Raw genomic sequence first — 21,475 nt, 5'->3', positions numbered from 1 at the left:
CGCTCGAACATGAGCGACATGAAGCCCCGAGCGCCGAAGAGGAACTCGAGGAAGGCCTTGAAGACACGTTCCCGGCCAGCGATCCGGTATCCATTACCGGAACCGCCATCCCCGGCGCACCGGCGAAACCGGGCAAGGCCAAGACCGTGCCGGGGCGCAAGAAGCGCAAGACCTAGTATTCCATCGGGCCAGATCGCATCGGACCTTCTCAATCTCCTTGGGCGTGCTATTTAAAGCGCTTTGGGAGATGAAAATGCCGACAAAAGCGATCGTTTGGGGCGAGAACGTCCACGAGCAGACCAATGAAGCCGTGCGCGAACTCTATCCCTTGGGGATGCACGGCACCATCGCCGCCGCGCTCAACCAGGACAAGGGCATCGAGGCGGCCACCGCCACCTTGCAGGAGCCCGAGCACGGCCTGAGCGAAAAGCGCCTGGCGGCCACCGACGTGCTTTTGTGGTGGGGCCACGCGGCGCATGGCGAGGTCAAGGACGAGATCGTCGAGCGGGTGCAGAAGCGGGTGTGGGAAGGGATGGGCCTGATCGTGCTCCATTCCGGTCACTACTCAAAGATCTTCAAGCGGCTGATGGGCACGCCCTGTTCGCTGAAATGGCGCGAGGCGGGCGAGCGCGAGCGCGTCTGGGCGATCAACCGCGGCCACCCGATCGCGCAAGGCATCGGCGAGTGCCTGGAGATCGGCGAGACCGAAATGTATGGCGAGCCGTTCGCGGTGCCGGAGCCGCTGGAGACGGTGTTCGTCTCCTGGTACGAGGGCGGCGAGGTGTTCCGGTCCGGGCTGACCTACCAGCGCGGCGCGGGACGGATCTTCTACTTCTCGCCCGGCCACGAGACCTATCCGATCTATCACAATCAGGGCGTGCAGCAGGTGCTGCGCAACGCCGTCCATTGGGCGCACAACCCGGCGCCGGCATGGTCCGGCATCACCAATGCGCCGAACGTGCCGACGGATGCGGCCAAGGAGAAGATCGTGCAGAAGGGGCTGCGCCTGCATGCCGATGGCGACAAGGGCCTGAGCTGATTGGGGCGGCCTGAGCTGATCGGGCCTGAGTTGCCCAAGGCGTGAGTTGATTTTGGGGGCTTGGGGCTAATGCATCGAATTCTTCTGCTCGGCACCGGCGGTATCGCCGGGCATCATGTCGAGGAGTTTGCCGGGATTCCCGGCTGCAGCATCGTCGCCTGTGTCGACCAGTTGCCCGGTCGCGCTGCGGCGTTCGCCGCGGCCAGCAAGATCGGCGATTCTTTCGAGAGCCTGGAGGCGGCGATCGCCTGGGGCCAGTTCGATGCCGCCATCAACGCGACGCCGGATGGTGCGCATAGGGCGACGACGCTGGCGCTGCTCGGCGTGGGAAAACATGTGTTTTGCGAAAAGCCGCTGGCGCCGAACTACGCCGACGCGTTTGATATGACGCAAGCGGCCGAGGCTGCCGGGGTGATCAACATGGTCAACCTCACCTATCGCAACTCACCGGCGATCCACGAGGCGCGGCGCATGGTTCAGGCCGGCGAGATCGGCGCGTTGCGCCATGTCGAGGCGAGCTACCGGCAAAGCTGGCTGGTCAGCAAATCATGGGGTGACTGGCGGGTCGAGGACAAATGGCTGTGGCGCTTGTCCAGCCGGCACGGCTCGACCGGCGTGCTGGGCGATGTCGGCATCCATATCCTGGATTTCGCCACCTATGGCGCCGGCCAGGATATCGTCAGCCTGCATGCCGATCTGGTGACGTTTCCGAAGGCCGAGGGCGAGCGCATCGGCGACTATGTGCTGGACGCCAATGACAGCGTGGCAATGACGGCGCGGCTCGATTGCGGCGCGCTTGCCACGATCGTGGCGAGCCGCTACATGACCGGTCACGCCAACGATTTGTCGCTGGCCCTGCACGGCACCCAGGGCGCTATCAAGGTCGAGACCGACGGCAAGGCATCGAGCCTGTCGGCCTGCCTCGGCGGGGATGTCGATCTTCAGCGCTGGCGGACTTTGGATCTGCCCAGTGTCAAGCGCAATGCGCGACGCTTTGCCGATGCGCTGGATGCAGGCCGGAATGGCGATCCGTCGTTCCGGCGCGCCGCCGACATGCAGAAGCTGATCGACGCAGCCTTTGAGAGTTCAGCGGCGAAGCTGCCGATTTCGGTCGCTTGAAGCTGGCCGGCTTGTGCCGGCCAGACGTGATCTTTGCTGATATCAGAATGCGCTCGGCACAATCCACGGATTGATGCTGATGCCGAGCCGCGGGCCCTTGCCTTCAGCGGTGTTTTCCGTGGCACCCTTCTTCTCGACCGAACCGGTCGAAGCGCAATCGAGCTTCAGATTGGTCTTGGTGTCAACGCAGGCCGCCACCGGCGCATGCTTGACCGGATGGGTGGTGTTGGCGGCGAAAGCCGAGCCCGAAAGTGCCAGCACGGCGGCGAGGGTGAGGAGTGTCTTTTTCATTGTCAGTCTCCGGTTTCCGGGTCGAATTCAATTCGTACCGACGGGTGAATTTTTCTCGTACATGTACGATAGACTGTACATATACGCCGTCGATTGGGAATTCAAGGGAAAACCGTACGCGTACGATAAATTTTTCGTTAACCAAGAAATCCCCCCAGGGTCTGGCTGGGGCGGAGAGAAAATATGGAAATGAAAGGGAACGGCGTTCAGCAGTTGACCGGTGTCTCGGTCAATGGCGGGACGTTTTGCGTGCTGAGCGTGGCGAGCGTGAAATCGCACATCCGCTTCACGAAGGCCTGCGGGTCGCCGAAGGGGTAGAATGGAAAGGTGATGAGCAGCGAGATCGTGCCGTGGCCGACCGCCCACAGCATGGTGGCGATGGCGCGCGGATCGCCCTGCAATTTTCCGGCGGCAACGCAGGCCTCGACCCGGCTGATCAGCGCCTTCATCGCCGGGTTGCTCTCTTCCATGTCGTCGTAGCTCCTGCCTTCCGGCAGCTTGGTCTTTTCGGTCATGAATACGGTGCGGTATTCGTTGGGATTGCCGAGCCCGAAGGCGGCATATTCCGTCATCACCGCCTGCAAGGCTGCGATCGGATCATCGGACGGATGCTCCTCGATGCGGCGAGCAAGCGTCTCGAATGCGTCCTCGGCCAGAGCGAACAGGATGTCCTGCTTGTCGGCGAAGTAGGAATAAACGGACATCGGGGCGTAGCCGACCCGCTTGGCCAGCTTGCGGATGGTCAGGCCCTCATAGCCCTCTTCCTGGACAAGCTTATGCGCGGCCTCGAGCAATTCGGAGCGCAGTTCTGCTTTTTGTTTCTCGCGGCGTGTCTGGACGCTCTGCGGCAAGATCTGGTGCCTTCGGTTGGGTTGGTGGCTGGCTAAATTATATACGCTGTACGGAAACGGACAAGGGCACGGGAAGTTCCCAAACGGTATGCTTCGGATCGTGCCGACGCTTGTCGTAATTTGGCAGCCCCGTGATCAGCACCGTTCCTCTCTCGAAATGGCCCATCACGCCTCCCTGTCGATCAGTTCTGCGGCAAGACACGAAAGCAGTTTCACCGCCTCGCCATAGGTTTTCGCCTTCTCGGGATTGGAGGCGTTGCCGTCCAGCGCCCGCTTGAAGACGCCCTGGCAGATGGCAGCCAGCCGGAAGAAGGAAAAGGCGAGGAAGAACGTCCAGTTGCCGATACCGGTGAGCCCGCGCCGCCGGCAGTAGGCGGCGACGTAGTCCTCTTCGGAAGGCAGGCCGAGTGCGGAACGATCGATACCGCCCAGGCCGCGAAAGCCGGAAGCGTGCGGCAGCCGCCATTGCATGCATTGATAGGCGATATCGGCGAAGGGGTGGCCTGATGTCGAAAGTTCCCAGTCGAGCACTGCCAGAACCGTTGGCCGGTCCGGCGCGAAGATCAGATTGTCCAGCCGGTAGTCGCCATGGACCAGTGAGATCCGGCCGTCATCTACGGGCATATGCGTTTCCAACCAGGCAATCAGCCGGTCCATGTCGGCGACGGTGCCGGTTTCCGAGGCACGGTACTGGCTCGTCCAGCGCGCCAGTTGGCGCTCGAAATAATTGCCCGGCCGGCCGAAATCGCCGAGCCCCACAGTCTCGACATCGACCTCGTGCAGGGCGGCGAGGGTGTCGTTCATGGCATCGTAGATGGCGGCGCGTTCATCATTGTCGCCAGCCTCCGGCAGGGCCGGATCCCAGAAAATGCGGCCGTCGAGGAAATCCATCACGTAGAACATGCGGCCGATGGGCGAGCCTTCCGCCGACAGGTGCAGCATGGCAGGCACAGGCACGGCGGTGCCGGCAAGCGCGCTCATCACCCTGAATTCGCGGTCGACCTGGTGCGCCGATTTCAGCAATTGCCCCGGCGGCTTGGCGCGCAGCACGTAACGGCCGCTTGCCGCCGTCAAAAGGTAGGTCGGGTTCGATTGGCCGGATTTGAACTTCTCGACTGCAGCAAGCCCGGAAAAGCCCGGTATGTTCGCCTCGAGGTAAGGCGCAAGCGCTGCCTGGTCGAGAACGGGATCACTCATGCCGTCTCGGGCTGGCGTTCGATCAAGGTCAGCGTCAGCCAGCGCGCGGTCAGTGCCGGCTTCTTCGAACCCTCGATCTCGATCGTCACGTCATGCGCGGTCTGCACCCAGCCCGACGGCCTGACCTTGACGTCGGCCAGCACGAAACGGGTGCGGATGCGCGCGCCGGTTTTCACCGGCGCCAGGAAGCGCAGCGAATCGAAGCCGTGGTTGACGCCCATCTTGCCGTTTTCCAGCGGCGGCATGGTCTCGAAGGTCATCGCCGACAACAGCGACAGCGACAGGAAGCCGTGCGCGATGGTGCCGCCGAACGGCGTTTCACGCATCGCCCGCTCCGGATCGCAGTGGATGAACTGATGGTCGTCCGTGGCGTCGGCGAACTGATCGATCATGCGTTGCGTGACCACCCGCCACGGCGACACGCCGACCTCCTTGCCGACACTGGCCAGAAGCACATCGAGACTGATCGGTTCCACGCTCATGTCCTCCAGTTCACCCCCGGCTTCTGTGGCCGGAAAATGTCATTCCTTGAACAAGGTCAGCCCATGCTGCACCGACTGTCCGCCGTCGATCGGCAGGATGGCGCCAGTGACATAGCTGCCTGCACGGCTGCACAAATAGAGCGTTGCGCCGGCAATGTCATCCGGTGCGCCGATACGGCCGATCGGAACATGGCTGCCGACGTGCCTGGCCTGCTCATCCGTACCGGTGGCGAATGCCGTCATCCGGCTCTGGAAGGGGCCGGGGGCAAAGGCGTTGACGGTGATGCGGCGGGCGGCGAACTCGATCGCCAGTGTGCGCGTCAGATGATGAACCGCAGCCTTCGAGGCGGTGTAGGAATAGGCGTCGTCGGCCAGCGGCTGCGTGCCCATTACCGAACCGAGGTTGATCACCCTGGCCGGATCGGCGTCGCTGGCGGCGGCATCGAGCAGCGGCAGCAATTCGCGCGTCAGGTGGAAGACCGCGGTGACGTTGACGCCAAACACCTTGGCCCATGCCGAATAGGGGAAGCTTTCCAGCGGCGCGCCCCAGGAGACGCCGGCGTTGTTAACCAGAATGTTCAGCCGTTCGGTGCGCGATTTGACCTCGGCGACGAGTGCGGCGATGCCGGCTTCGCTGGAAACGTCGCCGACGAAGCCGTCGGCCCGGCCCGGTGCACCAAGCTGGTTCAACTCTTCGGCGACCTTGATACAATCCTCGCCCTTGCGCGACGCGATCATCACGCTGGCGCCGGCCCTGACCAGCGCGGTCGCCGCCATGCGGCCGATGCCGGTCGCCGCACCCGTCACCAGCGCGGTCTTGCCGGCCACCGAAAACAGTTCGTCCAGATAGCTCATCACAATTCTCCGCGCTCGGCATGCGGGCAAACAGTTCGTTGACAAGGCTATCCGAAGTACGGTCATCCTTGCCACTGACAAAATGCCTGGCGTGTATGAAGGGTTAGCGACCGATGACGGAGATGAATCTCGGCATGACCGAGCGGCTGAAGCCAATCCAGGCGCGCGTCGCGGCCATGGTGCGCGACGAGATCATGCCGCTCGACCATGAATTCCTCAGCGAAGTGGGCAAGGCAGGCAACCGCTGGGTCTACAGTGCGCGTCAGAGCGAGATCCTCGAAGGGCTGAAGAAGACCGCAAGAGAGCGCGGCCTGTGGAATTTCTGGCTGACCGGCTCGGAACGCGGCTATGGCCTTTCCACCGTCGAATACGCCTATCTGGCCGAAGAGATGGGCAAGGCGCATCTCGGCGCCGAGACCTTCAACTGCTCGGCGCCCGACACCGGCAACATGGAGGTGCTGGAGCGATACGGCTCGGCCGACCACAAGAAAGCATGGCTGGAACCGCTGCTCGACGGCAAGATCCGCTCGGCCTATCTGATGACCGAGCCGGATGTCGCTTCATCCGATGCCACCAACATTGCCATGCGCTGTGAACGCCACGGCGGCGACTATGTGCTCAATGGCGAGAAATGGTGGGCTTCGGGCGCCGGCGATCCGCGCTGCGCCATCTACATCGTCATGGTCAGGACCGGGGGCGATGACGAGCCGCAGCACCGCCGCCATTCGATGATCCTGGTGCCATCAGACACCAAAGGCGTGACCAAGGTGCGGGCCATGCAGGTCTATGGCGATGACGACGCGCCGCATGGCCACATGCATCTTCGCTTCGACAATGTGCGCGTACCGGCGTCGAACCTGATCCTCGGCGAGGGCAGGGGGTTCGAGATCGCGCAAGGGCGGCTCGGTCCCGGCCGCATCCACCACTGCATGCGCGCCATCGGACAGGCCGAGATGGCGCTCGAGATGCTGTGCCAGCGGTCCGTGCGCCGCGAGGCATTCGGCCAGAAGCTGGCAAAGCTCGGCGCCAATTTCGACATCATCGCCGAATGCCGCATGGAGATCGAGATGGCGCGGCTGCTCTGCCTCAAGGCGGCGTGGATGATCGACCAGGGCGATGCGCGGGCCGCTGCTCCCTGGATCAGCCAGATCAAGGTGATCGCACCGCGCGTCGCGCTCAAGGTCACCGACGAGGCGGTGCAGATGTTCGGCGCGCAAGGCATCAGCCAGGACACACCGCTGGCGCGGTCGTGGACGCATCTGCGGACCTTGCGCCTTGCCGACGGGCCGGACGCCGTGCATCGCCGTCAGGTGGCGCGGACGGAGTTGAGGAAATACACGCAGGAGAAGGTCTGAGCGCCGGCATCGTCATGCGGGCGCGACCCGAGGCTCGAGCGAGGAGTGTTCCGATGACCGTCCCATCCGAAATGAAGGCGCTGCTGCTTGTCGGCGATGGCTACACCAGGAGGCCGAGCGGCAGTGTGCTGGAGGCGATGGAGCCCTATCTCGAGCCGGGCAGCATCGCGGTGCCGACACCAGGCCCCAGCCAGGTGCTGATCAAGGTCAGCCTCGCCTCGATCAATCCGTCCGATGTCGCCTTCGTCAAGGGCCAGTACGGCCAGCCGCGTGCCAAGGGCCAGCCGGCCGGCTTCGAGGGTGTCGGCATTGTCGTCGCCAGCGGGGACGAGCCCTATCCCAAAAGCCTGATCGGCAAGCGCGTGGCCTTTGCCACCGGCGTCACCAACTGGGGCTCGTGGGCTGACTATGCCGTCGCCGAGGCGGCTGCCTGTATCCCGCTGCTCGACACCGTTCGCGACGAGGACGGTGCGGCGATGATCGTCAACCCGCTCACGGCGCTCGCCATGTTCGACATCGTCAAGGAGGAAGGCGAGAAGGCCTTCGTCATGACCGCCGGCGCCAGCCAGCTCTGCAAGCTGATCATCGGCCTGGCCAGCGAAGAGGGTTTCCGGCCGATCGTCACCGTGCGCCGCGACGACCAGATCGCGGCTCTGAATGCGCTTGGCGCGGCGCACGTGCTCAATGAAAGGGCGACGGATTTCAAGGCGGCGCTGCGCGAGGTGATGAAGGCCGAACAGCCGCGCATCTTCCTTGACGCGGTAACCGGGCCGCTTGCCTCCGCCATCTTCGACGTCATGCCGAAGCGGTCGCGCTGGATCATCTATGGGCGGCTCGATCCCGAAGCCACCGTTATCCGCGAGCCCGGCCAACTGATCTTCCAGCACAAGCATATCGAAGGGTTTTGGCTGAGCGAGTGGATGCGCCAGTTCCGCGACCGTCGCGGCCCGGCGATCCTGGAGGCGCAGAAGCGTTTTTCCGATGGGCGCTGGTCGACCGACGTGACGGCGGTGGTGCCGCTTGCCGAAGCAATGGCGCGGCTGCCAGCCGAACTGGCCAAGCCCAACGGCAAGGTGTTCATCCGGCCTTGAAGCGTGGAGAGACACTATCGCCCGCTGAGCGGTTCCGTGCTTTTGAGCAGTGCGACAAGCTCGCTTTGCTGGCGGGTTTCGGTCTTGGCAAAGATCCGTTCGAGATAGCCGCGACCGGTTTTCACGGTAATCCTGGAACTCGCTGTAGCCTCTTTCAGCGACAGGCCTGACGCCAATGCCGTGGCGAGCCGGGCTTCGGCCAATGTCAAGCCGAACAGGCCGCGGATATGCGTCTCGAAGCTGTCCGGAATGCGCCCGGCGACTTCGGTGACCATGATCACCGCGCAGCGCTCCGATGCCAGGCCATAGGCGCGGGCATCGACGAATGGCGCGACGGAGAGCACCAGCCGTGTCCCACCGGATCGCTGGCGATCCGACGGGACACGCAGTGTCCCACCGGTCCCTTGCAGCACACCTTCCCGCAACGCACAGGCATCCGCGACCAGCCGCTGAAGCTCTCGCGCGTCCGTGGAACCGGAAACAACGATGGCGCCGTCCTTCAGCGCCAGCGGACTGTCGGGCCGCGATAGCATCGCTTCGGCAGCCTCATTCATTTGCGCTATATGCCGGTTGGCGTTGACCAGGAACACCCCGAAGGGCAGGTGCGAAAAGGCCGATGCCAGCGCCGAGACGTTCCCCAGGCGCCTGCCGATCTGCCCCGCGCGCAGCACATGCGGCACGATTTTCCGCAACAGCTCGACGTCGCTGGGGCCGAATGCTTCCTGTCTGGAGCCGCGATGGATGTCGAGTATCCAGTGTGCGTCGTTGGCGGACAGCAAGTTACAGACCAGCCCGTGATGCATGTCGCGCGGCCTCAGCCAGTCTTGCCAGAGGTCGCGGCTGCGGAACGCTGTCTCCTCGTCCGACGCTGGCCAATGACCCACCGCACCGAGCGGGATGGAAGCCAATGTGCGAGCCACCGGATCGCCGAGGAAGGCTTCGATGCCCATTGGCGAACTGAGTTCCGGATCCGGGTTGGATGCAATCGCGCCAAGCGCCTCCGGGCCGAAGCGCACGATGCAGGAGCGAGAGCCGCCAAACAGGTCACGCAGGCCGGCTATGGCATCGAACCAGCGGTGCTGATCGTAGGCTGCTTCGTAAATTTGGCCGACCACGACGGCTACCGCTTCTACGCTGACGTCCGCCATTGGGTGTTGCGATCTTTCAGATGCCCACAGTTTCGTAAACAAGACTAACATACGGAAGCTCTCGCGCAAGTTGCGCTGCCGCCGGAGCGGTTTGCTCTTCCCCGGTCGGTCTCGCGGGCTCTGAAAGTCGCCTGCTGTCGGCAAACCACCTGTGGCAATCCGGTAACATTCATCCCAAGAAAGCGTGTACCCCGGTCATCTGACGGCTGTGAAAGGCGGCCGCATTCGATCAGCCCTTGGCAGGAAACACCGATATTCGCTTCGGCCTCCTGTTGAAGGCGACCAGTCGGGATTTGCGCAAGGGCGGGACATGAATCTCAGCAATCGAAATCACCGATATCGCAACCGCTTGCTGGTCAGCACGGCGATAGCCGGGGCAACACTGCTCGGCTTTGGCCAGAGCGCCGAGGCCGCCTGCGTGCCTGTAGTATCACCCAACTATGTCTGCTCCGGCGCCAACACGACCGGCCAGCTCGTCCCCACCACGGTCGGCTTGCCGTTGGATCTCGGCGATTTCATCGCCCTTGCTCTTGCTCCGGCCAACCCTTCCGTCACCACCGATCCCGGGTTCAGCGTCACCACCAGCGATCCCTACGCTCTCGGCATATTGGGCAGCGGCGCGGTCAGCTACACCGATGCCAATGCCTCGCCACTGACCTCGACGACCGGCATCGGCCTTGGCGTCGTGTCCCTGGTTCCGCAGGCCGCGGACCCGTATTACGGACCAAACCCGGGCGGCGCGGTCGCCATCGACACCAGCGGCGCCGTGACCGGCGCTTTGATCGGCCTTGCCGCCATCAACACCGGCGACGGCGCGACCACCGTCAAGGCTACGGGCGACGTCACGGCGACAGGTGCCAACAGCTATGGTCTCTTCGCCTATTCGCAGGGCTCGGTCGCCACCGTCACCACCGGAATGGTGAGCGGCAAAAAGAGCGCCATCTATGCCGTCAATCAGGGTACGACGGCCGATCTCAGCATAGCGGCCAATGGCGATGTCATTGGCGGAACGCTCTACGGCATCTATGCGATCAATGGTGGGCGACAGTTCGATGTCGTCAACACGATCTTGAACGGCACGGTAACCTTTGTTTCTGGCCCGCCTGCAAGTGCTGGCAAAGACCTGACGGTGACGGCCAACGGCAAGGTCGACAGCGGCAACACCGGCATCTTTGTCGAGAACTATGGCACCGGCGCCACAAGCATCACAACCAAGGGCGCGGTGACCGCGGCAGGTCTTTACGGTATCTATGCCTTCAGCGGTGGAACAGACCTGACGATCGACGCCGTTGCGGTCAGTGGCGTCGTCTATGGCATTTATGCCGACAACAAGGGCACCGGCAGCACCAGCATAACGGCGAAGGCCGCGGTGACCGGGACAAACGATACCGGCATCTACGCGTTCAACGACGATACGACGACGGCCGGCCTGACGGTCGACGCGATGGCGGTCAGCGGTGGCAAATACGGCATCCATGCGGAGAACAGGGGCGCCGGCGCAACCAGTGTTACCGCCAAGGGTGCCGTGACCGGAACCGATCGCGTCGGCATCATTGCCGTCAACGCTGCTCTCACGTTCAATCCGGACGGCACGTTTGCCGGCGTGGCAAACACGAACGCCACGGATCTGACCGTCGACGTCATCGCGGTAAGCGGCGGCAAGACCGGCATCTATGCCCTGAACACCGGAACCGGCGCCACCAGCATTACGGCGGCGGGCGCCGTGACCGGGACAGACGATTTCGGCATCAATGCGGTCAACAGCAGCACGGCGACGGGCTTGACGGTGAATGCAACGGCGGTCAGCGGTGGCGGCACCGGCATCTATGCAAGGAACTACGGCACCGGCGCCACCAGCATCACGGCGACCGGTTCAGTGATCGGGACAGACGGCGACGGCATCAACGCGCACAACGACAGCACCGCGAAAGACCTGACGGTCGACGCCATGTCGGTCAGCGGCGACGTCATGGGCATCGATGTCATCAACTATGGAACCGGCGCCACCCGGGTCAAGGCGACGGGCACAGTGACCGGCACAACCAATTTCGGCATCTACGCCATCAACGGCTCCTTGACGACGGGAGGCCTGAAGGTTGACGCCGCGGCGGTCAGCGGCAGCATTTACGGCATCTATACGGAGAACAGCGGCGGGGCCACCACCAGCATCACGGCGACAGGCACGGTCGAAGGCGCCAACGCCGCGATCATTGCGCAGTCGAGCGTCGCACAGGCGATCAGCATCAGCCTTTCCGGCGCCACGCGCAACAGCGCGCAGACGGCCACGGCCCTGGCCGTCTTGACCGTCGGTGGCTCAACGGCCCTCACCAATGACGGCACGCTGACCGGCCGGTCGACCTTCGTGGTCTGGACGATATGGTGACCAACAACGCCATTTGGACAACCGGCGGGACCAGCCTGTTCGGCGCCGGCAATGACAGCGTCATCAACGGTGCCGGCGCAATGCTGACCACAGCCAGCAATGGCGGGATGATCGAAGCCACGACCTTCGACGGGCTTGAGCAGCTGACCAGCTCCGGCCGGCTGACCATGCAGGATGGCGGCGCCGGCGACCGCACGGAGCTTGCCGGCACCGTGACGCTGGCGGCCGGCTCGACCTACGCCATCGACGTCAACGCCGCGCTTCAGTCGGATCTCCTTCACACCACCGGTGCCGCGACCATCACCGGCTCGACCCTGGCGGTGACGGCGCAAGGTTTTTCCGTCGGCCGCTATACCCTGCTGACCGCCGATAGCGGACTGAACGGCCAGTTCGCCGCGATGACTGGCGTCACCAGTACCGCGTTCCTGACGGTGACGGACGACTATGACAGCAACAACGCCTATCTCGACGTGACCAAGGTTCATGCTTTCGCCGATGCCGGGCTGACGCCCAACCAGATCGCCACCGGCGAAGGGCTGGACAGCCTGACGGGTGGGGCTGTGTTCAATGCCGTTGCCAATCTCGCCACCGACGCTGAAGCCCAGGCAGCCTTCGATCAGCTCTCGGGCGAAATCCATGCCTCGGCCAAGGGCATGCTGGTCGAGGACAGCCGCTTCGTCCGCGACGCCGCGACCAGCCGCATCCGTTCTGCCTTCCGCGATGTTGGCGCGGCCCCATTGCCCGTCATGGCCTATGGCGAAGGCGGCCCCGAAATGGTTGCCGCCGACACCGACCGCTTTGCCGTCTGGGGCCAGGCTTTTGGGTCCTGGGGCAATACCGACTCCGATGGCAACGCCGCCGCCTTCGATCGTTCGACCGGCGGCCTGCTGGCGGGTGCCGATACATCGGTTGGCAACTGGCGCGTCGGCCTGCTCGGTGGCTACAGCCATTCGAGCTTCGATGCCGACCACCGAAACTCCTCGGGCAAGGCCGACAGCTATCACCTTGGCCTCTATGGTGGCACCAACTGGGGCGCCATCGCCTTCCGTACCGGTGCTGCCTATAGCTGGAGCAGCCTTTCGACCAAACGCTCCGTCGCCTTCAACGGCTTCACGGATGGATTGTCTGCCGACTATGATGCCGGCACCGCGCAGATCTTCGGCGAACTTGCCTACAAGGCCGATGCCGGACAATTCAAGTTCGAACCCTTCGCCAATCTCGCCTATGTCAGCGTCCACACCGACGGCTTCACCGAAACCGGCGGTGCTACGGCCCTGACCAGTATCGGTACGTCCACCGACGCCACCTTCACCACGCTCGGCCTGCGCGGTTCCTCGGACTTCGCGTTCGGCGGCATGAACGTCACCGCACGCGGCATGCTCGGCTGGCGTCATGCTTTCGACGATGTCACGCCGACCTCGACCTTCGCCTTCGCCGGCGGCGATCAATTCACCATCGCCGGCATGCCGATCGCCAGGGACAGCGCCGTCATCGAAGCTGGGCTCGACTTCAACATGTCGGCCAACGCGACGCTTGGCCTGTCCTACACCGGCCAATTCGGCGGCGGCACGGTCGACCAGGGCGCCAAGGTCGATCTTGCCGTGAAGTTCTGACGACTCCGGGATTGCCGAAAAAGGACGGCAGCCCCGACGGGCGTGGGATCGACAATGACGCCGCTATCGGTTTGTAGCGGTGGTTCCGCGCCTGTTAATCCCCCTATGCCACGCCACTTCGTCCGTGATATGCCGCCGCCATCGAATGCCGGGACAGGCTGGACTGATCCAGTTCCGGGATTGTGTGGAGCGCCTTGATGACGATTTCCAAGCCGGTTTTCGACCGTTTGGGGTTTGGCCTGTGGATCGGAGCGTTCCTGGTCGTTCTTGCCCTGGTCCTGTGGTCACCGCACACGCGGACGGTATGGCAGGCCTATATCGACGGCAGCGTGGCGCTTCAGGCCGGTCTGCCGCTCTACGACACCCAGTCCGAGATGGGGTATCTCTACGCGCCGGCCTTTGCCGCGCTCTACACTCCAATAGTCAAGCTTGGTCCGCATCTGGGCGGCTTGGTTTGGCATTCCATTGGCTTTGCGGTGCTGACCTACGCCGCGATGCGGCAGGTGCGCAAGCTCGGCGGCGGCGAACTGGCATGGCTGCTTTCTTTCGGTCTTTTCCTCGCTTTGCCGATGGCGGTGGGGGCGATCCGCAACGGCCAGGCAACGATCCTTTTGACCGGCGCTTGCTGGCTTCTCACCCTGTCGGCGCTGGAAGGGCGGCGGGCGGAGACGTTCTTCTGGGCTTCGCTTGCCATCATCGCCAAGCCGACCGCGATCATAATGCTGTTGTTGGTAGGAGCCCTTCGGCTCCGGTTGATACCGGTGCTGGTGCTGGCGCTGCTGTTCGTGCTGGCACTGCCTTACGCTTTTGCTCCCGCCGGCTATCTCAACGATCAGTATCGTGTCTTCATCCAGATGCTGACCTCCATGGCCGTCGACAACACCAGCCATTTCGTGCCCACCGATTTCACGGCACCGTTCACCACGATAGGACTGCCAATACCGGAATTCGGCGCAACGATCGTGCGCATGGTCATGGCCCTGTTTACGCTTTCTGCCGTCATCTGGTTCGACCGCAGGCTCGAACAGGGAAAGGCGGCGCTGGCGATCTTCCTGACAGCCACTTTCTACATGTGCGTCTTCAACCCGCGCGTCGAGCCAAACACCTTTGCCATGATCGCGGTACCAGCCGGTCTTGCCATCGCCCTGTTGTGGCGTGAAGAACGGGGCGGCGTCCTTGCCTCGGTGCTGTCGACGACGCTGTTCGTGACCGGGTTGAGCGGCGTCGAGCGCCATGTGCACGATTTCCTCTTCCCCTGGTTCCGGCCGGTCGCCGTCACTTTCATCGCCGGTTCGCTGATCTGGTGGTTCTGGGCCAAGGCACGGGAAAAGGTGGTGAATGCGGGAGTCGCGAATGGTTGAGTTGCGGCCGAGCCTCGATATTGTCGCACCGTTCTTCAACGAGGCGGCATCGGCATCGGCCTTCGCGTGCCTCCTGGGCGAGCTCGAAGTGGCCGTGGCACAACGCTTCGGCATGACCGTACACAAGATCCTCGTCGATGACGGCAGTCGTGACGATGGCGCCGTGCGGTTTTCGCAAGCGCTGACGGGGTCGTGGGAGATCGTGCGCCTCAGCCGCAATTTCGGCAAGGAAGTCGCGGTGCTCGCCGGCCTCGACCAGTCGCGCGGCGACATGGTGCTGATCATGGACGCCGACCTCCAGCATTCCCTGGACATCAGCCTGAAGCTGATCGCCGAGCTGGTGGACCATCCGGACATCGACGTCGTCTATGCGCAGAACGACCGCCGCGAGGCGAGCTGGCGGCGCAGCCAGCTTGCACGGCTTTTCTACAGCCTGATCAACTCGAGCCAGCGTTTCGATATTCCCGAAAATGCCGGCGACTTTCGCGTCATGCGCGGCGCCGTGGCGCGCGCGCTGACCAGCCTGCGCGACAAGCGGCGCTTCAACAAGGGCCTGTTTGCCTGGGCCGGCTTTCGCCAGAAGGCGTTGCCCTATTCGCCGGAAGGCCGCGCCAGCGGCACGTCGAAATGGAGCCGGCTCAACCTGATCGCCTTCTCGCTCGAAGGTTTTACTTCCTTTTCCGTCATTCCCTTGCGTCTCATCAGCCTCAGCGGGCTGCTCGCGGCGTTGGCCGGTGCGCTCTATGGCGCCAAGGTGCTCTTCGAGGTGATCTTCTACGGCATTGCCGTTCCGGGCTACCCCAGCCTGCTGGTTGCCGTCGTCCTGCTCGGCGGCCTCAACCTGACCTTGCTTGGCCTGATCGGTGAATACGTCTGGGTCACGCTCAGCGAGAGCAAGGATCGCCCGGTCTATCTCGTGCGCGACGTCGTGCGCAGCGTGGCCCCCGCCGATCGGCCGGAGCCGGGCACTTCGAACAGATGACGCGGCGCATCCGCCTGATCGCCGACGATTACGGCCTGGCGCCCGGCGTTTCCGCCGCGATTCTCGACCTGCTCGATCGCGGGAGGCTGACCGGCACCAGCTGCATGACCGGGTTTCCGGAATGGGAAGCGGAGGCAGCGCGCATAAAACCGCTGTGCGGCCGGGCCGCGGTCGGGCTGCATCTCACCTTGACCGACCAGTTGGCCATTACCGGCCGGTCGAGCCTGGCGCCGGAAGGCCGGCTGCCACCGCTCCGCGCACTGGCCTTGCCTGTTCTGCGCGGCCGCATCGGCGAGCGCCATGTTCATGCCGAGCTTGACGCCCAGTACAGCCGCTTCGTCGAGGCGCTTGGCCGCCGCCCCGATTTCGTCGACGGGCATCAGCATGTGCATTTCCTTCCCGTCGTGCGCACATGGCTGCGCGCGCGGTTTCCAGAAGGCGCCGACAGGCCGGCCCTACGCGGCGGCCCGGCGCTGGCCGCAGGGTCGAAGGTCGCCGCGATTGCCGCGCTCGCTGCCGGGTTCAACCGTTCGATGCAGCGCGCCGGCTTCATCGTTTTCCAGCCGCTCGCCGGCATCTATGACTGGCGGCAGCCCGAAAAGTTCACTGCGGTTCTGCAGGCCGCCGTCGAAGGGTTGCCGGAACAAGGGCTGTTCATGTGCCATCCCGGCCATGTCGACGAGACGCTGCGCGCGCGCGACACGATGCAAGGTGTGCGCGAGGTCGAATTCGCGGCCCTGGCATCGGACGCGTTCGGAGCCAGCCTGGCCCGCGCCAATGTCGCAATCATGGATGGCAGGGGATGAACGACGCCGAGCGGCCCCCGCGTTCGACCGGCAACAAGATCGTCCGCTTTGCCATTGTCGGACTGGCCAACACAGCCATCGACCTTGCCAGCTTCTTCCTGCTGCTCAAGCTCGGTGCTTCGCCGCTGCCGGCCAACGTTGCTGCCTGGTTCATCGCCGTCACCTTTTCCTTCGCGGCGAACGGCTTCTGGTCGTTCGAGCGCAATCGAGCCATCCGGCTGCGTGACGCATTCCTTCGCTTCGCCTCGCTTGGAGGGCTAATTTCGCTCGGCGTCTCCAGCCTCTCCATCGCGCTGTTTGCCGGCATCGCCGGAGTGTGGCCGGCAAAGATCGCCGGTGTCGTGGTGGCGGCGGTGCTGAATTTCCTCGCCGCGCGCTGGTCGATCGAAGGCCGGTTCTTGAGATAGGCGGAACTATTTTTCTTACGAAATTCCGGACGGAAAACCGCTACACACTTTTCCCTGGATTTCTTTACTCCGCCGGTTCCACATTGGTGTAGGCGGCTTCCTCCAACTCGCGCTTCAGTCGCGCTTCCTCATGGGTCTTCGGCGTGACGAAGCGGCCAAGCAGGAGATAGGCGACCGGCGTCAGGAACAGTGTCGAGACGGTGGCCAGCCCCAGGCCGCCGACGATGACCCAGCCGAGCGCGACGCGCGCCTCGGCACCGGCGCCGCTCGCCAGCACCAGCGGCAAGCCGCCGAGCACGGTGCAGATCATCGTCATCATCACCGGCCGCACGCGGATGATCGAGGCCTGCTCGATCGCTTCGCGCACGCCAAGCCCGCGATCGCGCAGCTGGTTGGCGAATTCGACGATCAGGATGCCGTTCTTGGCCATGACGCCAACCAAAAGCACCAGGCCGATCTGGCTGTAGGCATTGAGACTGGTGCCCGAGAGCAGAAGCGCGAAAATCGCGCAGGCCAGTCCGAGCGGCACCGTCGCCATGATGATGACGGCACTGACGAAACTTTCGAACTGGGCGGCCAGCACCAGGAGGATGATGACCAGCGCGAAGCCGAAAATGGTGATCATGGCGCTGTTGGTTTCGCCCAGCGTCGCCGCCTCGGCCAGCGGCAAGATGCGGCTGCCTGGCGGCAGCAGCGGCGTGGCGATCTCCTCGGCGCGGGTGAGCGCGTCGCCAAGTGCGAAGTCGCCACTGAGGTTGGAGGTGATGGCCACCGAGGGCTGCTGCTGTTCGCGCGACAGTGATGGCGGTACGGCACGTTCGGTCAGCGTGGCGATGGTCGACATCGGCACGAAACGTCCGTCTGATGTTTTCAGGAAGATGTTTTCCAGATCCGTCGGATCGTTGATCGGATTGGTGGTCGAGACCAGCTTCACGCCGTAGCTGCGGTCGGCGATGTAGACGTCGACGACATCGTTGCCGTCGAGCATGGCCTGCAAGGTGTTGGCCAGTCCCGATATGTCGATGCCGAGGTCGGAGGCGCGCTCGCGGTCGATGGCCACGGCGAGCTGCGGTTGCGTCGGGTCGATCGACAGGCGCGGTGTCTGGAAGCGCGCGTCCTTCTGCATCTCGGCGATGATCTTCACGGCTGCGTCGCCGAGCGCCTTGCGGTCGTTGCCGACCAGCGCGAACTGCAGGCCGTTGCCGGCGCCACGGATGCCGAGGCTGTTGGGCTGTACCGGGAAGATGCGCACGCTCGGAACCTGCCTGGTCAACTGGCTGATCTCGGCCATGATCTCCTGCTGGCTGCGGCTGCGCTCGTTCCACGGCGCCAACGTCATCACCATGAAGCCGGAATTGTAGGAGCCGTTCTGGCCGGCATTCTCGAAGGTCGAGCGGATCTCGCCGGAATCGCGCATCGGCTGGATCAGTCTCTCGATCTTCTGCATCTGCTGCGTCGTATAGTCGAGGCTGACGCCTTGCGGGGCGCTGATGCGCAGAAGCACGGCGGCGCGGTCCTCGGTCGGCGTCAGCTCCTGGCGGATGGTGCCGAACAGCGTGAAGGCGGTGCCGGCAAACAGCACCGCGACCAGAAGCACGATCCATGGCGCGTCGAGGCAGGCGTGTAGGCCGCGCTTGTAGGCCGTACTGAGCGCGCCGCCGATGCGGGCGCCGATGCCATGGCCCCCTTCGTGGTGGAGCGATGCGCTGGTCAGCATGCGCGAGGCGAGCATCGGGCACAGCGTCAGCGCCACAACGCAGGACAATAGCACCGACATGGCAAGCACGAAGCCGAATTCGCGGAACAGGCCGCCGGTCTGGCCGGGCAGGAACGAAATCGGCACGAAGACGGCGACCAGCGTCAAGGTGGTGGCAATGACGGCGAAAAACACTTCCTGCGCGCCAAGCACGGCGGCGGCGCGGGGCCCCATGCCTTCATTGCGTCGTCGCACGATGTTTTCGAGCACGACGATGGCGTCGTCGACGACCAGTCCCGTCGCCAGCACCAGAGCGAGCAGGGTCAGGATGTTGACCGAGAAGCCGGCCAGATAGATGGCAGCGATGGTGCCGATCATGGCGACGGGCATCGACAGGCCGGGGATCAGCGTCGCGCGCCAGTCGAGGAGAAACACATAGATGACGATCAGCACCATAGTCACGGACAGGCCGAGTGCGATCTCGACCTCGTGCACCGCGCCCTTGACGAAGACGGCGTCGTCGCTGGTGATCTTGATCGACATGCCCTTGGGCAGGTTTTCCTGCAGCTTGGCGACGGCGGCCTGGACACCGGTCGAGATGTCCAGCGTGTTCGATTCCGCCTGGCGGATGATGCCGATGCCGATGCCGGTCTTGCCGTCCGAGCGCAGCGTGGTCTGGCCGACGTCGGGACCGAGCGTGACGGTGGCGACGTCGCGGATGCGCGTCGTGCCGCCGACAATGATGTTTTCGAACTCTTCCGGCGTGGTCACGTCGGCAGTCGTGCGGACGATCAGGTCCTGGTTGGTCGTGGTGATCGAACCGGCAGGGGAATCGAAAGCGACCGAGGCAAGGGCGGCCCTGAGATCGGCAACCGTGAAGCCGAGGCTGGCCAGCTTGTTCTGGTCGACATCGATGCGAAAGATCTTGTCGCGGTCGCCATAGACCTGGACGTCTGCAACGCCGGGCACGGCGGCAAGCTCGTCCTCGATCTGGTCCTGGACCACCACGGTCATGTCCTGGATCGACATGTTGTCCGAGGTCACCGCCAGTCGCATCACCGCGTCGGAATTGGCGTCGGCCTTGACGATGCGCGGCGGATCGGCGGTGTCGGGCATCTGATTGGCGACGCGGCCGACAGCATCACGCACGTCCGAGGCGGCGACATTCAGATCGACGCCGTCGTTGAACTCGATGGTGACGCGGCTCGAGCCGAACGAGGAAGACGACGAGATCGACTTGACGCCTGAGACGCGGGCGACGGCGCCCTCGATCGTGTCGGTCAGTTCGCGGTCGACGGTCTCGGCCGCCGCGCCCTCGAAGGTGGTGGAAACAGTGACGACCGCGCGGTCGACATCAGGCAGTTCGCGGATCTCGACGCCGTAGAAAGCGGCCAGGCCGGCGACCGCGATCAGCGTGTTGAGCACGAAGGCCATGACCGGCCTGCGGATGAACAGGGCGGTGAAGCCGGTCTCGCTGGCGGTGTTGATGGTTCCGGTCATGAGCCTGCGGCGGCGTCCGCGGCGCGCTGCTCTTCGCCGGCAAGGCGAACCGCGCCGCCCTCGCTGACGCTCTGGGTGCCTTCTGTGACCACCATGTCGCCATTGTCGATCTCGGCGTCGATCAGCACGGTCTCGGTGTTGCGCTGGATGATGCGCACCGGGACCCGCCTGGCCTTGCCATCCTCGATCTGCCAGACATAGGCGCCGTCCGACCCCCACAGGATCGCCAGCGGGCTGACGGCCGGATAGGTTTGCCCCGGAAATTTCATGGTGATGCCGAACGACATGCCGGCGCGCAGCGAATCGGCCGGGTTGGCGATCTTGGCCTTGACCAGCAGGGTGCGGCTCTTTTCATCGATGTGGTTGTCGATGGCCGAAACGGTGCCGCTATAGGCGTTGCTGGGATTGGCGATCGGCGTCGCCGTCAATTGCGCACCGACCTTGACGGCGGCGGCGAAGCGCTCGGGTACCAGGAAATCGACCAGGATCGAGGACCGGTCGTCGAGCGTGGCGATGGCCGACTGGTTGGTGACGTAATTGCCGGCCGAGATCGGCAGGATGCCGACGGTGCCGGCGATCGGCGCCAGGATCGACCGGCGCTGCAGTGCAAGTTCCGCGTCCTGAAGCGCCAGCTTGGCGCCCGCCAGCACCACCTCGGCGTCAGCCACGGCTACCGGGGTCGCGGCATTGGAGGCACGCAGCGACTTGACGCGGTCGAGCTTGGACTGAGCATCCTGCAAGGCGAGCTTGGCACGGTCCTGAGAGATCACTTCGGTCTCGGAATCGAGGGTGGCGAGGATCTGTCCCTTTTCGACATGGCTGCCGGATTCGACCAGCAGTTCGGCGAGGCGGCCGGAGCTGTAAGGATTGACGGTCACCGAGGCGTTGGCACGGCCGGTGCCGATCGCCTGCAGGCGGTCGTTGATAACAGCCGAAGTGGCCGCCAAGGCGACCACGTTCACCCGCTGGTTGCCGTTGCGGCCGTTTGCCTGCCTCGCGTTGGCGGCACCGGTTTCAGCCGGGGGCGTTGCCGCGTAAGCCCAGTCGATGCCCCAACGTGCCAGCACGTCCGGTGCGCCGGGATAAAAGCGCAGCCAGGCGGCTGCCGCCACCACCAGCATCACGAATGCAAAAAGTATCTGTTTCCAGGCGGCCATCAGCACTCCGGTTGGTAAAACAATCCTTCCGTCTACCGGTTTCCCGAAATGAAGCAGACGCAGCGAGGCTATTGTAAGGCAAAGAAGCCGTCTCGATATCGCGTCTTTATGACAATTCTCCGGGGGCTGCGCATATTAAATA

The 21,475-nt window shown here is 64.0% G+C and carries 18 protein-coding genes; 10 read left to right on the top strand and 8 right to left on the bottom strand.

What is annotated here, in order from left to right:
- Positions 1-253: 253 nt before the first annotated feature.
- Positions 254-1,039: a ThuA domain-containing protein gene (locus tag EN990_RS30245; protein WP_127384933.1), complete on the top strand. Its 786-nt coding sequence runs from the start codon at positions 254-256 to the stop codon at positions 1,037-1,039.
- A gap of 69 nt (positions 1,040-1,108) precedes the next feature.
- On the top strand, positions 1,109-2,158 hold the full coding sequence (locus tag EN990_RS30240) for a Gfo/Idh/MocA family oxidoreductase (RefSeq protein WP_127384932.1): 1,050 nt from the start codon (positions 1,109-1,111) through the stop codon (positions 2,156-2,158).
- Positions 2,159-2,200: 42 nt separating this feature from the next.
- Here EN990_RS30240 and EN990_RS30235 read toward each other — a convergent pair whose 3' ends face one another.
- The 5 genes from EN990_RS30235 to EN990_RS30210 all read right to left on the bottom strand — a co-directional run bounded on the left by EN990_RS30235 (position 2,201) and on the right by EN990_RS30210 (position 5,834).
- Positions 2,201-2,449, bottom strand: a complete 249-nt coding sequence (locus EN990_RS30235) for a DUF680 domain-containing protein (protein WP_013529664.1) — start codon at positions 2,447-2,449, stop codon at positions 2,201-2,203.
- A 206-nt stretch (positions 2,450-2,655) separates the two neighbouring features.
- Positions 2,656-3,300, bottom strand: coding sequence for a TetR/AcrR family transcriptional regulator (locus EN990_RS30230; RefSeq protein WP_013529665.1), 645 nt, complete (start codon positions 3,298-3,300; stop codon positions 2,656-2,658).
- Between the two features lie 165 nt (positions 3,301-3,465).
- Complete coding sequence (locus EN990_RS30220; RefSeq protein WP_063168970.1) at positions 3,466-4,497, bottom strand: phosphotransferase family protein; 1,032 nt, start codon at positions 4,495-4,497, stop codon at positions 3,466-3,468.
- Positions 4,494-4,979, bottom strand: coding sequence for a MaoC family dehydratase (locus tag EN990_RS30215; RefSeq protein WP_263484965.1), 486 nt, complete (start codon positions 4,977-4,979; stop codon positions 4,494-4,496). Before EN990_RS30215 ends, EN990_RS30220 begins: the two co-directional genes overlap by 4 nt.
- Positions 4,980-5,018: 39 nt before the next feature.
- The gene (locus EN990_RS30210; RefSeq protein ID WP_127368717.1) at positions 5,019-5,834 is read right to left on the bottom strand and encodes an SDR family oxidoreductase; all 816 of its coding nucleotides are present in this window, start codon (positions 5,832-5,834) and stop codon (positions 5,019-5,021) included.
- A 113-nt stretch (positions 5,835-5,947) separates the two neighbouring features.
- Here EN990_RS30210 and EN990_RS30205 point away from each other — a divergent pair, with 113 nt between their 5' ends.
- Both EN990_RS30205 and EN990_RS30200 read left to right on the top strand, forming a co-directional pair.
- Positions 5,948-7,189, top strand: a complete 1,242-nt coding sequence (locus EN990_RS30205) for an acyl-CoA dehydrogenase family protein (RefSeq protein WP_127368718.1) — start codon at positions 5,948-5,950, stop codon at positions 7,187-7,189.
- Positions 7,190-7,242: 53 nt separating this feature from the next.
- Positions 7,243-8,280, top strand: a complete 1,038-nt coding sequence (locus EN990_RS30200) for a zinc-binding dehydrogenase (protein WP_127368719.1) — start codon at positions 7,243-7,245, stop codon at positions 8,278-8,280.
- 14 nt (positions 8,281-8,294) lie between these two features.
- On the opposite strand, the gene EN990_RS30195 is transcribed toward EN990_RS30200, so the two are convergent.
- Positions 8,295-9,428 carry a helix-turn-helix transcriptional regulator gene (locus tag EN990_RS30195; protein WP_127368720.1) on the bottom strand — a complete coding sequence of 378 codons (1,134 nt, stop codon included), beginning with the start codon at positions 9,426-9,428 and terminating at the stop codon, positions 8,295-8,297.
- A 310-nt stretch (positions 9,429-9,738) separates the two neighbouring features.
- On the opposite strand from EN990_RS30195, the gene EN990_RS30190 reads away from it, so the two are divergent.
- The 6 genes from EN990_RS30190 to EN990_RS30165 all read left to right on the top strand — a co-directional run bounded on the left by EN990_RS30190 (position 9,739) and on the right by EN990_RS30165 (position 16,980).
- Positions 9,739-11,811, top strand: coding sequence for a hypothetical protein (locus EN990_RS30190; RefSeq protein WP_127368721.1), 2,073 nt, complete (start codon positions 9,739-9,741; stop codon positions 11,809-11,811).
- Entirely contained in the window at positions 11,808-13,424 is a 1,617-nt protein-coding gene (locus EN990_RS30185) for an autotransporter domain-containing protein (protein WP_245469223.1), read from the top strand. Before EN990_RS30190 ends, EN990_RS30185 begins: the two co-directional genes overlap by 4 nt.
- A gap of 197 nt (positions 13,425-13,621) precedes the next feature.
- The gene (locus EN990_RS30180; RefSeq protein WP_127370048.1) at positions 13,622-14,785 is read left to right on the top strand and encodes a glycosyltransferase 87 family protein; all 1,164 of its coding nucleotides are present in this window, start codon (positions 13,622-13,624) and stop codon (positions 14,783-14,785) included.
- Positions 14,778-15,767 carry a glycosyltransferase family 2 protein gene (locus EN990_RS30175; RefSeq protein WP_064995601.1) on the top strand — a complete coding sequence of 330 codons (990 nt, stop codon included), beginning with the start codon at positions 14,778-14,780 and terminating at the stop codon, positions 15,765-15,767. Before EN990_RS30180 ends, EN990_RS30175 begins: the two co-directional genes overlap by 8 nt.
- Entirely contained in the window at positions 15,764-16,573 is an 810-nt protein-coding gene (locus EN990_RS30170; protein ID WP_127368872.1) for a ChbG/HpnK family deacetylase, read from the top strand. The genes EN990_RS30175 and EN990_RS30170 overlap by 4 nt, the downstream gene beginning before the upstream one ends.
- Positions 16,570-16,980, top strand: coding sequence for a GtrA family protein (locus tag EN990_RS30165; RefSeq protein ID WP_013529676.1), 411 nt, complete (start codon positions 16,570-16,572; stop codon positions 16,978-16,980). The genes EN990_RS30170 and EN990_RS30165 overlap by 4 nt, the downstream gene beginning before the upstream one ends.
- Before the next feature lie 64 nt (positions 16,981-17,044).
- Here EN990_RS30165 and EN990_RS30160 read toward each other — a convergent pair whose 3' ends face one another.
- On the bottom strand, positions 17,045-20,176 hold the full coding sequence (locus EN990_RS30160) for an efflux RND transporter permease subunit (protein WP_127368873.1): 3,132 nt from the start codon (positions 20,174-20,176) through the stop codon (positions 17,045-17,047).
- Positions 20,173-21,333 (bottom strand): efflux RND transporter periplasmic adaptor subunit, encoded by a 1,161-nt coding sequence (locus EN990_RS30155; RefSeq protein WP_127368874.1) that lies wholly within the window; start codon positions 21,331-21,333, stop codon positions 20,173-20,175. The genes EN990_RS30160 and EN990_RS30155 overlap by 4 nt, the downstream gene beginning before the upstream one ends.
- Positions 21,334-21,475 lie beyond the last annotated feature (142 nt).

It is taken from the genome of Mesorhizobium sp. M7A.F.Ca.US.005.03.1.1, assembly GCF_003997975.1.
Taxonomy (GTDB): Bacteria; Pseudomonadota; Alphaproteobacteria; order Rhizobiales; family Rhizobiaceae; genus Mesorhizobium; species Mesorhizobium ciceri.
Note: the sequence above shows the minus strand (reverse complement) of the source record. Positions and strands in the feature narration are given on the sequence as shown.

Excerpts from the sequence above, each read along its gene's own strand:
- EN990_RS30190 (WP_127368721.1), top strand. The coding sequence starts at position 9,739 with ATGAATCTCAGCAATCGAAATCACCGATATCGCAACCGCTTGCTGGTC.
- EN990_RS30235 (WP_013529664.1), bottom strand. The coding sequence starts at position 2,449 with ATGAAAAAGACACTCCTCACCCTCGCCGCCGTGCTGGCACTTTCGGGC.
- EN990_RS30200 (WP_127368719.1), top strand. The coding sequence starts at position 7,243 with ATGACCGTCCCATCCGAAATGAAGGCGCTGCTGCTTGTCGGCGATGGC.
- EN990_RS30195 (WP_127368720.1), bottom strand. The coding sequence starts at position 9,428 with ATGGCGGACGTCAGCGTAGAAGCGGTAGCCGTCGTGGTCGGCCAAATT.
- EN990_RS30170 (WP_127368872.1), top strand. The coding sequence starts at position 15,764 with ATGACGCGGCGCATCCGCCTGATCGCCGACGATTACGGCCTGGCGCCC.
- EN990_RS30215 (WP_263484965.1), bottom strand. The coding sequence starts at position 4,979 with ATGAGCGTGGAACCGATCAGTCTCGATGTGCTTCTGGCCAGTGTCGGC.
- EN990_RS30220 (WP_063168970.1), bottom strand. The coding sequence starts at position 4,497 with ATGAGTGATCCCGTTCTCGACCAGGCAGCGCTTGCGCCTTACCTCGAG.
- EN990_RS30240 (WP_127384932.1), top strand. The coding sequence starts at position 1,109 with ATGCATCGAATTCTTCTGCTCGGCACCGGCGGTATCGCCGGGCATCAT.
- EN990_RS30210 (WP_127368717.1), bottom strand. The coding sequence starts at position 5,834 with ATGAGCTATCTGGACGAACTGTTTTCGGTGGCCGGCAAGACCGCGCTG.
- EN990_RS30205 (WP_127368718.1), top strand. The coding sequence starts at position 5,948 with ATGACGGAGATGAATCTCGGCATGACCGAGCGGCTGAAGCCAATCCAG.
- EN990_RS30245 (WP_127384933.1), top strand. The coding sequence starts at position 254 with ATGCCGACAAAAGCGATCGTTTGGGGCGAGAACGTCCACGAGCAGACC.
- EN990_RS30160 (WP_127368873.1), bottom strand. The coding sequence starts at position 20,176 with ATGACCGGAACCATCAACACCGCCAGCGAGACCGGCTTCACCGCCCTG.
- EN990_RS30175 (WP_064995601.1), top strand. The coding sequence starts at position 14,778 with ATGGTTGAGTTGCGGCCGAGCCTCGATATTGTCGCACCGTTCTTCAAC.
- EN990_RS30180 (WP_127370048.1), top strand. The coding sequence starts at position 13,622 with ATGACGATTTCCAAGCCGGTTTTCGACCGTTTGGGGTTTGGCCTGTGG.
- EN990_RS30165 (WP_013529676.1), top strand. The coding sequence starts at position 16,570 with ATGAACGACGCCGAGCGGCCCCCGCGTTCGACCGGCAACAAGATCGTC.
- EN990_RS30155 (WP_127368874.1), bottom strand. The coding sequence starts at position 21,333 with ATGGCCGCCTGGAAACAGATACTTTTTGCATTCGTGATGCTGGTGGTG.